13 protein-coding genes and 2 pseudogenes are annotated in these 12,079 nt (G+C 71.7%); 5 read left to right on the top strand and 10 right to left on the bottom strand.

Annotated features, from left to right (window positions below; translation table 11 throughout):
• Positions 1 to 340 precede the first annotated feature (340 nt).
• The gene (locus ACFWAR_RS38025) at positions 341 to 1,147 is read right to left on the bottom strand and encodes a class I SAM-dependent methyltransferase (protein WP_385787891.1); all 807 of its coding nucleotides are present in this window, start codon (positions 1,145 to 1,147) and stop codon (positions 341 to 343) included.
• 190 nt (positions 1,148 to 1,337) lie between these two features.
• Between ACFWAR_RS38025 and mshA the strand changes: the two genes are divergently transcribed.
• Together mshA and ACFWAR_RS38015 are read left to right on the top strand one after the other, a co-directional pair.
• Entirely contained in the window at positions 1,338 to 2,708 is a 1,371-nt protein-coding gene (mshA, locus tag ACFWAR_RS38020) for a D-inositol-3-phosphate glycosyltransferase (RefSeq protein ID WP_385787888.1), read from the top strand.
• The gene (locus ACFWAR_RS38015) at positions 2,701 to 3,195 is read left to right on the top strand and encodes a YbjN domain-containing protein (protein WP_385787885.1); all 495 of its coding nucleotides are present in this window, start codon (positions 2,701 to 2,703) and stop codon (positions 3,193 to 3,195) included. The genes mshA and ACFWAR_RS38015 overlap by 8 nt, the downstream gene beginning before the upstream one ends.
• 10 nt (positions 3,196 to 3,205) lie before the next feature.
• Here ACFWAR_RS38015 and ACFWAR_RS38010 read toward each other — a convergent pair whose 3' ends face one another.
• On the bottom strand, positions 3,206 to 4,513 hold the full coding sequence (locus ACFWAR_RS38010) for an MDR family MFS transporter (RefSeq protein WP_385787883.1): 1,308 nt from the start codon (positions 4,511 to 4,513) through the stop codon (positions 3,206 to 3,208).
• Between the two features lie 174 nt (positions 4,514 to 4,687).
• Between ACFWAR_RS38010 and ACFWAR_RS38005 the strand changes: the two genes are divergently transcribed.
• On the top strand, positions 4,688 to 5,449 hold the full coding sequence (locus ACFWAR_RS38005) for a phosphoglyceromutase (RefSeq protein WP_385787880.1): 762 nt from the start codon (positions 4,688 to 4,690) through the stop codon (positions 5,447 to 5,449).
• Positions 5,450 to 5,527: 78 nt separating this feature from the next.
• On the opposite strand, the pseudogene ACFWAR_RS38000 reads toward ACFWAR_RS38005, so the two are convergent.
• The 8 genes and pseudogenes from ACFWAR_RS38000 to phoU all read right to left on the bottom strand — a co-directional run.
• A pseudogene (locus ACFWAR_RS38000) lies at positions 5,528 to 5,647 on the bottom strand (integrase); the annotation flags it as partial.
• A 17-nt stretch (positions 5,648 to 5,664) separates the two neighbouring features.
• Complete coding sequence (locus tag ACFWAR_RS37995) at positions 5,665 to 5,841, bottom strand: hypothetical protein (RefSeq protein WP_385787877.1); 177 nt, start codon at positions 5,839 to 5,841, stop codon at positions 5,665 to 5,667.
• 411 nt (positions 5,842 to 6,252) lie between these two features.
• Positions 6,253 to 6,824: pseudogene (locus tag ACFWAR_RS37990) on the bottom strand (tyrosine-type recombinase/integrase); the annotation flags it as partial.
• Positions 6,825 to 7,207: 383 nt separating this feature from the next.
• Positions 7,208 to 7,423: a hypothetical protein gene (locus ACFWAR_RS37985; RefSeq protein ID WP_385787875.1), complete on the bottom strand. Its 216-nt coding sequence runs from the start codon at positions 7,421 to 7,423 to the stop codon at positions 7,208 to 7,210.
• A 257-nt stretch (positions 7,424 to 7,680) separates the two neighbouring features.
• Positions 7,681 to 8,415 (bottom strand): SDR family oxidoreductase, encoded by a 735-nt coding sequence (locus tag ACFWAR_RS37980; RefSeq protein WP_385787872.1) that lies wholly within the window; start codon positions 8,413 to 8,415, stop codon positions 7,681 to 7,683.
• 85 nt (positions 8,416 to 8,500) lie between these two features.
• Positions 8,501 to 8,782, bottom strand: coding sequence for a hypothetical protein (locus tag ACFWAR_RS37975; protein WP_385787869.1), 282 nt, complete (start codon positions 8,780 to 8,782; stop codon positions 8,501 to 8,503).
• 97 nt (positions 8,783 to 8,879) lie between these two features.
• Entirely contained in the window at positions 8,880 to 9,026 is a 147-nt protein-coding gene (locus tag ACFWAR_RS37970; RefSeq protein WP_351046450.1) for a hypothetical protein, read from the bottom strand.
• A 103-nt stretch (positions 9,027 to 9,129) separates the two neighbouring features.
• Positions 9,130 to 9,807, bottom strand: a complete 678-nt coding sequence (gene phoU / locus ACFWAR_RS37965) for a phosphate signaling complex protein PhoU (RefSeq protein ID WP_351046453.1) — start codon at positions 9,805 to 9,807, stop codon at positions 9,130 to 9,132.
• A gap of 238 nt (positions 9,808 to 10,045) precedes the next feature.
• Here phoU and ACFWAR_RS37960 point away from each other — a divergent pair, with 238 nt between their 5' ends.
• Together ACFWAR_RS37960 and ACFWAR_RS37955 are read left to right on the top strand one after the other, a co-directional pair.
• Positions 10,046 to 11,284 (top strand): sensor histidine kinase, encoded by a 1,239-nt coding sequence (locus tag ACFWAR_RS37960; protein WP_385787866.1) that lies wholly within the window; start codon positions 10,046 to 10,048, stop codon positions 11,282 to 11,284.
• Positions 11,281 to 11,961: a response regulator transcription factor gene (locus ACFWAR_RS37955; RefSeq protein ID WP_007265514.1), complete on the top strand. Its 681-nt coding sequence runs from the start codon at positions 11,281 to 11,283 to the stop codon at positions 11,959 to 11,961. Before ACFWAR_RS37960 ends, ACFWAR_RS37955 begins: the two co-directional genes overlap by 4 nt.
• The last annotated feature ends 118 nt before the right edge of the window (positions 11,962 to 12,079 follow it).

Genomic DNA, 12,079 nt, shown 5'->3' with positions numbered 1-12,079 from the left:
GGGGCGGCCGGGGCGGCCGGGGCGGCCGGGGCGGCCGGGGCGGCGTACGCCGTGCCCGCCAGGCCCGGGGCCGTCAGTATCGCCATCGCGCAGAGCAAGGTGAGCGCGGATGCGCCACGGTGTCGCTTCATGGTCCCCCCAGGCACCCGCGCCAGATCCCGTATCAGATCTGACTATTCATCAGTAACTTCGCACTGCCATCGGGATGGTGCCACGACTCGGCGAATTGCAACACCCTCCGTCGCACAACCCCGTGCCCACCGCGCGCCGCTCCACCCCCGAAGGGCCGTTCGAGCGTTCAACGGGCCGCCCCCGCCCCCGGTTCCCCGTCCGCCGCGCCTCACCCCAACGGGCGCAACGCGTCCCAACGGACCGTCAGTTCACCCTGCCGCCACCGCTTCGGCCCGTCCGTCAGCGGCCAGTCCACCGCCAGGGACCGCGCCGTACGGATCCACCGCTGCCGGGCGCCCAACGAGGCGTACGGGGCCGCCGCGGCCCACGCCCGGTCGAAGTCGCGCAGGAACGCGTGGACCGGTTCGCCCGGGACGTTGCGGTGGATCAGCGCCTTCGGCAGGCGCTCGGCCAGGTCCGAGGGGCGCTCCAGGGAGCCCAACCGGGTCGCGAAGGTCACCGTGCGCGCCCCCTCCGGGCCCAGCGCGACCCACACGTGCCGCCGCCCGATCTCGTCGCAGGTCCCCTCCACCAGCAGACCGTCGGGCGCCAGCCGTCCGCACAGGCGCTGCCACACCGCGGCGACCTGCTCCTCGTCGTACTGGCGCAGCACGTTGGCGGCCCTGATCAGCGCCGGCCGCTCGCCCCCGTCCAGCGGCACCTCGAAGCCGCCGTGCCGGAAGCTCAGCCCCTCGCGCTCGTACGGCTTCGCGCCCGCGACCCGGGCCGGCTCGATCTCGATCCCGACCACCCGCACCGCCGGGGCCACCGGCCGCAGCCGGCCCAGCAGCTCGACCGCCGTCCAGGGCGCGGCGCCGTAACCGAGGTCCACCGCCACCGGCGCCCCGGCCCGCCGCAGGGCGCCGCCGTGCTCGGCCGCGATCCAGCGGTCCATTCGGCGCAACCGGTTCGGATTCGTGGTCCCCCGGGTCACCGCACCCACGGGTCGGCTGGGAGGAGGAGTGCGTGCGGCCATGAGCCGAGGGTAAGCGGAGGGCGCGCGCTCGATAAAAATCCGGTAAACCGCCGGGATTCCTCGCGCCGCCCCGGAATGCGCGGGACGGTCGCGCGGGTTGCACTCCTTGCAGGGCGTGGGCCGCGCTCCGCGCTGCCCTGCCCGATCATGACCGTGTAAGCCGTACGAGCCCGAGTGAGAGGACCGCTCCTTGAGTCAGTACGTGTCCCGGCTCGGCGGCAGGCTCGCCGCCGCCCGCAGCACCCGCCACGACGCGCCCCGGCTGCGCCTCCCCGCCGTGGGCCACCACCGCAAACCGCGCCGGGTCGCGATGCTCAGCGTGCACACCTCGCCGCTGCACCAGCCCGGCACCGGTGACGCGGGCGGCATGAACGTGTACATCGTGGAGCTGGCCAAGCGCCTCGCCGCGATCAACATCGAGGTCGAGATCTTCACCCGGGCCACCACCGGCGGGCTGCCGCCCGTCGTGGAGCTGACCCCGGGCGTCCTGGTGCGGCACGTCGACGCGGGTCCCTACGAGGGCCTGGCCAAGGAGGAGCTGCCCGCCCAGCTCTGCGCCTTCACCCACGGGGTCATGCAGGCCTGGGCCGGACACCGCCCCGGCTACTACGACCTCGTCCACTCCCACTACTGGCTCTCCGGCCACGTCGGCTGGCTCGCCGCCGAGCGCTGGGGCGTCCCGCTCGTCCACGCCATGCACACCATGGCCAAGGTCAAGAACGCCGCGCTGGCCGAGGGCGACAGCCCCGAGCCCGCCGCGCGCGTCATAGGCGAGACCCAGATCGTGGCCGCCGCCGACCGCCTCATCGCGAACACCGCCGAGGAGGCCGACGAGCTGGTGCGCCACTACGAGGCCGACCCCGGCAAGGTGGCCGTCGTCCACCCCGGCGTGAACCTCCAGCGCTTCGCCGTCGGCGACGGCCGCGCCGCCGCCCGCGCCCGCCTCGGCCTCCCGCAGGACGCCGTCATACCCCTCTTCGCGGGCCGGATCCAGCCGCTCAAGGCCCCCGACATCCTGCTGCGCGCCGTCGCCGAGCTGGTCGACCGCGACCCCTCGATGCGGCGCAGGCTCCTCGTCCCCGTCGTCGGCGGCCCCAGCGGCAGCGGCCTCGCCAAGCCCGAGGGCCTGCAGAAGCTCGCGGCCCGGCTCGGCATCACCGACCTGGTCCGCTTCCACCCGCCGGTCGGCCAGGACCAGCTCGCGGACTGGTTCCGGGCGGCCTCCGTGCTGGTCATGCCCTCGTACAACGAGTCCTTCGGGCTGGTCGCGATCGAGGCCCAGGCCACCGGCACGCCGGTCCTCGCGGCCGCGGTCGGCGGGCTCCCGGTCGCGGTCAACGACGGGGTCACGGGGATCCTCGTACCCGGCCACGACCCCGTCGACTACGCGCGCGAGCTGCGCCGCTTCGTCGACGACCCGACGCTCACCGACCGGATGGGGCGCGAGGCGGCCCGCCACGCGCAGTTCTTCGGCTGGGACACCGCGGCCAGCGGCACGGCGGACGTGTACACCGCGGCGATGCACGATCATCGCCGTCACGTACGCTCCCACCATGGCTGAGACCGCGCCGACGGAGATCATCGAGAGCACGCTGGACGAGGCCGGGCTGGAGTGGGAGAGCCCCGAGCCCGGCTCGTACGTCGTCAAGCTGCCGGGCACGCGCAAGCTGTCGACCACCTGCTCCCTCAAGGTGGGCCGGCACTCGCTGTCGGTGAACGCCTTCGTCATCCGGCACCCGGACGAGAACGAACCGGCCGTCCACCGCTGGCTGCTGGAGCGCAACCTCAAGCTCTACGGCATGTCCTACGCCGTCGACCGCCTCGGCGACGTCTACCTGACGGCGCGGCTGCCGCTGGCCGTGATCACCCCGGTGGAGCTGGACCGGGTGCTCGGGGCGGTGCTGGAGGGCGCGGACGGGGCGTTCAACACCCTGCTGGAGCTGGGCTTCGCGAGCGCCATCCGCAAGGAGTACGCGTGGCGCGTCTCGCGGGGCGAGCCCACCCACAACCTGGACGCCTTCACACACCTGACGCGGCCCTCGGCCTGACCGCCCGCTCTCAGGCGGCGGCCGCGGCGGCGTCGGGCGTCGCGGCGTCGGGCGTCGCCGCGTCGGGTGCTGAGGCGGCCACGACCGCCTCCGTCCCCTCCTGCTCCCCGGCCTCCGGCAGGTTCCGCATCAGCAGCCAGTAGCCGAGGCCGGCGAGCGTGCCCAGGACCGCCATCGCGCCCCACAGCCAGCCCGCGCCGAGCCGGTCGATGACGAAGCCCGCCGACAGCGGGGCGATCAGCGAGGCCACCGCCCACGACATCGTGTACATGCCCTGGTAGCGGCCCCGGCCGTGGGTCGGGGAGAGCCGTGCGACCAGGCCCATCTGGGTGGGCGAGTTGATGATCTCGGCCACCGTCCAGACGCACACGGTCAGCGCGATCACGCCGAGCGAGCCGCCGAAGGCGGTCATCCCGAACCCGTACCCGGCCAGCAGGGCCGAGGCGACCAGCAGCTTCTGCGGGTCGCGGTGCTCGATCAGCCGGGTGACCGGGATCTGCAGCAGCACGATCAGCACCCCGTTGAGGGCGATGACCATGCCGTACTCGCCGGGGGTGAAGCCCGCGGCGCCCATCGACAGCGGCAGCCCGAACGAACCCTGCATGAAGATCAACGAGATCAGGAACGACAGCCCGACGACCCCCATGAAGCGGCCGTCGCGCAGGACGGTCCCCATCCCGACCGCCGGCTCCGCACCCCCACCGGCGCCGTCCGCGCCCTTGTCGGGCCGCGATTCGGGGAGCTTGACGTAGACGAGCACCGCGCAGACCAGCGTCAGCGCCGCCTCGCCGAGGAAGCCGGCGAGGTAGCTGTACTCCGCGATGAAGCCGGCGGCGGTCGCGGAGACCGCGAAACCGAGGTTGATCGCCCAGTAGTTGAGGGCGAAGGCCCGCACCCGGTCCTCCGGCCGCACGATGTCGGCCATCATCGCCTGGACCGCCGGGCGCGAGGCGTTGGAGGTCATGCCGACGAGCAGGGCGACGGCGGCGATCGCGGCCGGGTCCTGCATGAAGCCCAGCAGCGCGACCGAGAAGGCCGTGGAGAGCTGGGCGGCCATCAGCGTCGGCCGCCGCCCCAGCCGGTCCGTCATCACCCCGGCGACCAGGGAGGACACCACGCCGCCGAGCCCGTGCAGGGCGACCACCAGGCCCGCGAAGGAGGCCGAGTAGCCCCGGTCGAGCGTCAGGTACAAGGTCATGAATGTGGCGACGAAAGCCCCGAGCCGGTTCACCAGCGTGCTCGTCCACAGCCACCAGAACTCGCGCGGCAACCCCGAGACGCTGGCCCGCGCGGCCCGCCTCATCCTGTCAACGGACATACGGGATCCCCCTGGCTGTGTAAGTGGTGCCGCTGCGATCGGCACATTACGAGTCCGACCGCTCGGACGCCACTCGATTGACGCGGTACGTCAATCGGGGACCGTCCCGCGGCGCCCCCGACGAGGCCCGTCCGGCGCGCGCGTGGCCATCCGGCGTCCATTAGGCTCGTACGCATGGCCGACGCACCGTACAAGCTGATCCTCCTCCGCCACGGCGAGAGCGAATGGAACGCGAAGAACCTGTTCACCGGCTGGGTGGACGTCAATCTCAACGAGAAGGGCGAGAAGGAGGCGGTCCGCGGCGGTGAGCTGCTGACGGACGCCGGTCTGCTCCCCGACGTCGTGCACACCTCGCTCCAGAAGCGCGCGATCCGCACCGCGCAGCTGGCGCTCGAGGCCGCCGACCGCCACTGGATCCCGGTCCACCGCTCCTGGCGCCTGAACGAGCGCCACTACGGCGCCCTCCAGGGCAAGGACAAGGCCCAGACCCTCGCCGAGTTCGGCGAGGAGCAGTTCATGCTGTGGCGCCGCTCGTACGACACCCCGCCGCCGGCGCTCGAGGACGGCACCGAGTTCTCGCAGTCCGAGGACCCGCGCTACGCGGCCATCCCGCCGGAGCTGCGCCCCAGGACGGAGTGCCTCAAGGACGTCGTCGTCCGCATGCTGCCGTACTGGTACGACGCCATCGTCCCGGACCTGCTGTCCGGTCGCACGGTCCTGGTCGCCGCCCACGGCAACTCGCTGCGCGCCCTCGTCAAGCACCTCGACGGCGTCTCCGACGCGGACATCGCGGGCCTGAACATCCCGACCGGCATCCCGCTCTCCTACGAGCTGGACGCCGACTTCAAGCCCCTGAACCCGGGCGGCACCTACCTCGACCCGGCCGCCGCGGCGGCGGCCATCGAAGCCGTGAAGAACCAGGGCAAGAAGAAGTAACAAAAGCGATCATGCCCCCGACCTGCGCACACGGCGCGGGTCGGGGGCATTCGTTTGCCCTGGGCCCACTGTGGGCCCTCAGCTCGGGGAACCGTCCGGCCGCAGAGCCTTGCCGAGGGCCTGGCGCGCGCGGTCCCGGCTGGTGGGCATCAGGTGGGTGTACACCTTCAAGGTGAGTCCAGGGTCGGAGTGCCCCAGGGGCCGTCTTTGGGCCGTCAGGCGTGTTGGTGGCGCTGGACCGTGATGCGGAGCGCTACCAGCAGCGCGGCCGGAGCCGTCGCCTCTGGGGGTGCGCCTGTCCAGACCGCGAGTGCGGCACCAGCCGCCCCGATGATCAGGAACGGGGCCTCGCGCAGTGTGATGTCGATGGTCACTCCTCGCCGTGGCACCATGGGAGTCCTCCGTGGGTGTCTAGGAACTAGTCAAGGGTTTCGGGGCAGTGCATGGAGACGAAGCCGCCCTTGCCGGGGCGGCTTCTTTGATTTCCACGAGGGACTGTAGTGGGTCACTTCTACCTGTCACAAACCTGCTGGCAGGGTGGGTATAGCCGCAACGCGGTGGGCCATTAGAGTCGTCCACTTTCCTGCTGTCGGCGTGGCAGAGTTATGGCGTACGCCCCAACTGACCTGCGGAGAGGTGTTGAACATCCGTCCGGGTGAACCTAGCTAGCTAGCTAGCTAGCTAGGAATAAACCTAGGTTTCTTGCTCGTGCGTAAGAATTCTGGAAGTCGCGCATCGCGCGTATCTTCTGGAAGATTTCCGGTGAGATATCCCGGCTGAGAGTGCAGGGCTTTCCATCCGAGTTACGGTTGCCCGTACACCGCTGCCACGGCTTGTCGGGTCCGGGCTCGGCTCGATGGCATCAGGTGGGCGTAGACGCGGAGCGTGAGGCCGGGGTCCGAGTGGCCCAGGTACTCGGCCAGGGCCTTGACGTTCTCTCCAGCGTTCAGGAGCACCGAGGCGTAGAAGTGCCTCAGGGCATGCATCCCGTGTTCGCGGGCGGAGGCATAGGTCTGCTGCCCCTCCTCCCACTCTGCGATGACGCCAGCAGCCGCAAGGGCGGGTTCCACTGCTCCGGGTTGAACATGCTCCGCCATACATGGCCGCTCATCGGCGCTGTGAACAGGAGCCGCTTCGTCACAAACGGGCCGCCGACCACGCCCCACGGCAAGGTGACGGCCACCGGCGGACACCGCTTCATGTGCGCACGCAGCGCATCGGCCACCGGACCCGGCAGCGGGACGTCCCGGAGCTTGCCACCCTTCGGAGGGGCGAACGCAGCCTTGCTCCGGCTCAACTTGAGCTGCTGGACCACGTGCCCGGTGTCCGTATCGAAGTCGATCGCGTCCACGTCGATGCCCAAGATCTCGCCCTGGTGCCCAAGGGCATGAGCTGAACCCGAAGTCCGAGGTTCCCCACCTCACCGACATGCCTGCGGCGGGGGCGCTCCGACTCCGGGATGGACGGGGCACCGCTCGCGGGTGCGGGCCCGTGGAGGGTTGAGGCGGGGAACTCCCATCCCATCTGCCATCGGCCCAGGCAAGCCGAGCAGACACGGCACCGGGCGTCCAGGTCGTTCGTACAGTGGCGCGCTCCACCTGGACGCCCGGCACCGCGTCCGCTCCACATACGTGTGGGTCGACGGCGGACGGGATGGGAGTTGGGGCAGTGGTGGGTACAAGTAGGGGGCATGCGGCCCGTGACACCTCCCGGCCGAAGCCGCACCGCTGACTTCCCCTGTGCGGCGGGCCTTGAGCCTCAGGAGTAAAAGCCCGTCCAGTACTCACCGGGCGCCACAGTGAACGCGTCGGGCTTTTCAAGCCGGAGGACTTCATACCGCGCGTGGAAGGCGAGGAACGCATCCTGGAGAGAGCAGCCGAGATGCTTTCTCATGGCCTTGATGCCGTGGATGATGCGGCCCGCGAGGATCTCACTGTCAGCGACGCTTATGGAGGTCGCGGCGTTCTCGTTCATGCTGGCAAGATCGCACAGGGCAGGAACGGGGCGCTGCTGAGTTTTCGATCGCTGGGCCCCGGGCCGTCCCTGGGCCGTGGAACGGTGGCCAAGGGCGGCCGGGGGTGACGACCGCTGACCGCCCGACCGCAGGTCAGAGCCCCGGCGGCAGGCAAAGCACCAGGTCGGAGCAACAACCAGGGCAAGAAGAAGTAACCAGCGCGCCCCGGAGCCCCCGGCCCGCACCCACTCGGTGCGGGGCGGGGGCTCTTTCGTGGCTACATCGGCTCGAAGTGGAAGGAGCGGATGAAGCAGTTGCGCGGTTGGCCGATCGCGAACAGGACGCAGTCGAGCACGGAGCGGGCGTCCAGCGGGTCCTGCGGCGTGCGGGGGGCGTCGTCCCAGTCGGCGGCGAGCGGGTCGCCGTCGGTGAAGTCCGGCGGGTAGAGCGAGATGACGCGGACGCCCTCGGGGCGCAGGCGGTGGGAGAGGACGTCGGCGAAGCCCGCCTGGGCGGCCTTGGCCGCGTGGAACGCGGGGTGCGCCCGGGAGCGGTGGTCGCGGGGCTCCGCGGCCGAGGAGACCAGGTTGACCACGTCCGCGCCGGTGGAGGCCCGCAGCAGCGGCAGGAAGTGCTTGACCGTCAGGATCGTGCCGGTGGCCCCGGAGGCGATGGTGTCGGTGATCGCGTCGTCCTCCGCGTCCCACAGGTCGGGGCCGTGCAGGTAGCGGGCGCCGTTGTTGACCAGGACGTCCACCCGGTCGGTGCGGGCGGCCACCGCCCGCGCGAAGGCCCGTACGGAGTCCGGGTCGGCCAGGTCGCAGGCGAAGGCGTCGGCCTCGGCCCCGCTGTCGGCCGCCACCTCGTCGGCCACGCGTCGGGCTCCGGCCAGGGTGCGCGCGGACAGGAACACGCGCGCACCCGAGCGGCCCGCCTCCAGGGCCAGGGCCCGGCCGAATCCGCGCCCGGCCCCGGTGACCACGACCGTGCGTCCGGTGAGATCCCTGGTCATGCCCGTGCCCCTGGTGCCCCTTGTCGATCATCTGGCGATCATCGTGAGCGTACAGAGGGCGTACGGCGGACGCGCGGCGGGTGGTTCAGGGGCTCGGGTCCGTCCCGCGGGCCGCGATCCTGCGGTCCATCTCCGCGCGCCACGCGGCGGCGTTGGTGCCGTCCAGCTGGCCGGCGAAGGCGCGGCGGGCCGCGGCCACCAGGGCGTCCGGGGGGTTCGGGTGGGCGCGGCGGACCGCCCACAGGGCCGTCTCGGTCCTGTGGTCCAGACCCGTCTCGGTGCGGACGCCGCGGCCGGACAGCACCGCCGTCAGGACGCTGTCGAAGTTGCGGCGCAGCTGTTCCTCGCTGGGGCGGCCGTGGCGCACGGTCGTCTCCTCCTTCTCCTGCGGGCGGGCGGACGCGAAGGGCCCCGACCGGGATTCCGGCGGGGCCCGTCGCGTGCGGGTGACCAGGCGGTCGGGTTCAGCCGCCGCACTGGCAGGGCGCGCCCGACTGGCAGCCGCAGCCGCAGCCCGAGCCGCAGCCGCAGGCCGCGAGCAGGGGGAGCCGCAGGGCTTCCTGGGGCTGGTGCTCCTGCTCGGGCGTGATGGGGACGGGGGAATCGGACATGGTTCCTCCTCGCAGGCGTACCGGTCGTACTGCCTTTGCCTCATTCATGCCCAGCCGCACGGGCGCGTCAACGGCGCATCGGTGCAAGGTTGGTGACGCCCGATCAGGCGCCTTCGACCGCCGTCGGCGCCTGCAGCTCGTCCGCGTGCTCGCCCGTCACCAGGTACACGACGCGCTTGGCGACCGAGACCGCGTGGTCCGCGAAGCGCTCGTAGTAGCGGCCCAGCAGCGTCACGTCGACCGCCGTCTCGATGCCGTGCTTCCAGCGGTCGTCCATGAGGTGCTGGAAGAGCGTGCGGTGCAGCTGGTCCATCTCGTCGTCGTCCTGCTCCAGCTGGAGCGCGAGGTCGACGTCCTTGGTGATGATGACCTCGGCTGCCTTCGCCATCAGCCGCTGCGCCAGCTGCCCCATCTCCAGGATGGTCGCGTGCAGGTCGCGCGGGACCGCCGTGTCCGGGAAGCGCAGCCGGGCGAGCTTCGCCACGTGCTGGGCCAGGTCGCCGGAGCGCTCCAGGTCCGCGCTCATGCGCAGCGAGGTGACCACGATGCGCAGGTCGGTGGCGACGGGCTGCTGGCGGGCCAGCAGCGCGATGGCGCGGGCCTCCAGGTCGTGCTGGAGGTCGTCCACCTTCTGGTCGGCGGCGATGACGCTCTCGGCGAGCTTGAGGTCGGCGTCGAGCATGGCCGTGGTCGCCCGGCCGATCGCGGAACCGACGAGCCGGGCCATCTCGACCAGGCCTTCTCCGATCGAGTCCAGTTCCTCGTGGTACGCGTCCCGCATGGTGGGTGTCCCTCTCTTGCGTCGTGCCCGATCTTGCTCCGTGCCCGCGCCCGTCTTGCTCCGTGCCCGGGGGGCCGGGGCCTCTTGCCCCACGTTGACACGATCGGACGCGAACGCGTCCGACTCCGGCATCACAAGTGAATCAGCACCGTCGCCACGGTGAACTCTGGGCGACGAGTGTTCGAGGTGCCACCCGAACGGCTGTGGAACTCTCGTCGCACCTGCTTAACCTGGACACATGGACGTGAACGCGGCGGTCGCCGCAGCTGCAGCGATCGCCGGGTTGTGCACCGGTGTGATCGCCATGCTGGCGTTCCGCTGGAGCGAGCGCGACCAGGCCCGCCCCACGCGGAGCGCCATGCGCCCCGACATCAACGCGGTACTCCCGCCCGGAGTGGACACCGTCCTCTCCGTACTCCGCTCGTCCGCCGTCGTACTGGACGAGGGCGACGCCGTGGTCAAGGCCAGCTCGGCGGCGTACGCCCTCGGGCTGGTCCGCGGCGGCAAGCTGGCCGTGGAGCCCATGCTCCACATGGCCCGCGACACCCGCCGCGACGGCGAGATACGCCAGATCGAGCTGGACCTCCCGCGCCGCGGCACCGGCCGCGGCGAGGCCCTCGCGGTCTCGGCCCGGGTCGCCCCGCTCGGCTCCCGGCTGGTGCTGCTGCTGGTCGAGGACCTGACGGAGGCCCGCCGGATCGAGGCGGTCCGCCGCGACTTCGTCGCCAACGTCTCGCACGAGCTGAAGACGCCGGTCGGCGCGATCTCCCTGCTGTCCGAAGCCGTCATGGACGCGGCCGACGACCCCGAGGCGGTCAGCCGCTTCGCCGGGCGCATGCAGATCGAGGCGACCCGGCTGATCAACCTCGTCCAGGAGCTGATCGACCTCTCCCGGGTCCAGAACGACGACCCGCTGGAGGACGCCGAGCCGGTGCGGGCCGACACCCTCGTCGCCGAGGCCATCGACCGCTGCCGCCACACGGCCTCCTCGAAGCAGATCACCATGGCCGTCGGCGGCACCGCCGACCTGCGGATCTGGGGCAACCGGGGGCAGCTCGCCGCCGCCCTGGGGAACCTCGTCGAGAACGCCGTGAACTACAGCCCCGCCCGCACCCGCGTCGGCATCGCCGCGCGCCGGGTGAACGCGCCGGGTGGAGACTTGATCGAGATAGCCGTGACCGACCAGGGCATCGGCATCCCGGAGAAGGACCGCGAGCGCATCTTCGAGCGCTTCTACCGCGTGGACCCGGCCCGCTCCCGCGCCACGGGAGGCACCGGCCTCGGCCTCGCGATCGTGAAGCACGTGGCCGCCTCGCACGGCGGGGAGGTCACCGTGTGGAGTTCAGAGGGACAGGGCTCCACCTTCACCCTGCGGCTGCCGGAGGCCGCCGTACCGCCCTCCGCCGCAACCGCCGACCCCGCCCGACCCGTGCTCCAAACCGAACCAGCCATCCCTGCCCCGGAGGTCCTTCCGTGACCCGAGTGCTCGTCGTCGAGGATGAGGAATCCTTCAGCGACGCCCTGTCCTACATGCTCCGCAAGGAGGGCTTCGAGGTCGCCATCGCCGCGACCGGGCCCGACGGGTTGGACGAGTTCGAGCGCAACGGCGCCGACCTCGTCCTCCTCGACCTGATGCTCCCCGGGCTGCCCGGTACGGAGGTCTGCCGGCAGCTGCGCGGCCGCTCCAACGTGCCGGTGATCATGGTGACCGCCAAGGACAGCGAGATCGACAAGGTCGTCGGGCTGGAGATAGGAGCCGATGACTACGTCACCAAGCCCTTCTCCTCGCGCGAGCTGGTCGCCCGCATCCGCGCGGTGCTGCGCCGCCGCGGCGAGCCGGAAGAGGTGACCCCGGCGGCCCTGGAGGCCGGCCCGGTCCGGATGGACGTCGACCGGCACGTGGTCACCGTCGCCGGTGCCAAGGTGGACCTCCCGCTCAAGGAGTTCGACCTCCTGGAGATGCTGCTGCGCAACGCGGGCCGCGTACTGACCCGCATGCAGCTGATCGACCGGGTGTGGGGCGCGGACTACGTGGGTGACACCAAGACCCTCGACGTCCACGTCAAGCGCCTGCGCGCCAAGATCGAGCCGGACCCGGGCGCGCCGCGCTACCTGGTCACGGTGCGCGGCCTCGGCTACAAGTTCGAGCCGTAAACCGAACGCCGGCCCCGCGCGGGGGCCCATGCAGGAGGGGCGCCCCCCGGGTAGGGGGGGGGGCCGCCAGGGGTTCAGGGGGGGGGGCCGGGGGGGCCCGCTACAGTTACCGCGCGGT

The organism is Streptomyces sp. NPDC059917, assembly GCF_042730635.1.
Taxonomy (GTDB): domain Bacteria; phylum Actinomycetota; class Actinomycetes; order Streptomycetales; family Streptomycetaceae; genus Streptomyces.
This window is presented reverse-complemented; position numbering and strand designations above follow the sequence as displayed.

Bases quoted from the DNA above. Each gene is read 5' to 3' on its own strand.
- ACFWAR_RS38025 (WP_385787891.1), bottom strand. From the start codon at position 1,147: ATGGCCGCACGCACTCCTCCTCCCAGCCGACCCGTGGGTGCGGTGACC.
- ACFWAR_RS38015 (WP_385787885.1), top strand. From the start codon at position 2,701: ATGGCTGAGACCGCGCCGACGGAGATCATCGAGAGCACGCTGGACGAG.
- ACFWAR_RS38010 (WP_385787883.1), bottom strand. From the start codon at position 4,513: ATGTCCGTTGACAGGATGAGGCGGGCCGCGCGGGCCAGCGTCTCGGGG.
- ACFWAR_RS38005 (WP_385787880.1), top strand. From the start codon at position 4,688: ATGGCCGACGCACCGTACAAGCTGATCCTCCTCCGCCACGGCGAGAGC.
- ACFWAR_RS37995 (WP_385787877.1), bottom strand. From the start codon at position 5,841: ATGGTGCCACGGCGAGGAGTGACCATCGACATCACACTGCGCGAGGCC.
- ACFWAR_RS37985 (WP_385787875.1), bottom strand. From the start codon at position 7,423: ATGAACGAGAACGCCGCGACCTCCATAAGCGTCGCTGACAGTGAGATC.
- ACFWAR_RS37980 (WP_385787872.1), bottom strand. From the start codon at position 8,415: ATGACCAGGGATCTCACCGGACGCACGGTCGTGGTCACCGGGGCCGGG.
- ACFWAR_RS37970 (WP_351046450.1), bottom strand. From the start codon at position 9,026: ATGTCCGATTCCCCCGTCCCCATCACGCCCGAGCAGGAGCACCAGCCC.
- phoU (WP_351046453.1), bottom strand. From the start codon at position 9,807: ATGCGGGACGCGTACCACGAGGAACTGGACTCGATCGGAGAAGGCCTG.
- ACFWAR_RS37960 (WP_385787866.1), top strand. From the start codon at position 10,046: ATGGACGTGAACGCGGCGGTCGCCGCAGCTGCAGCGATCGCCGGGTTG.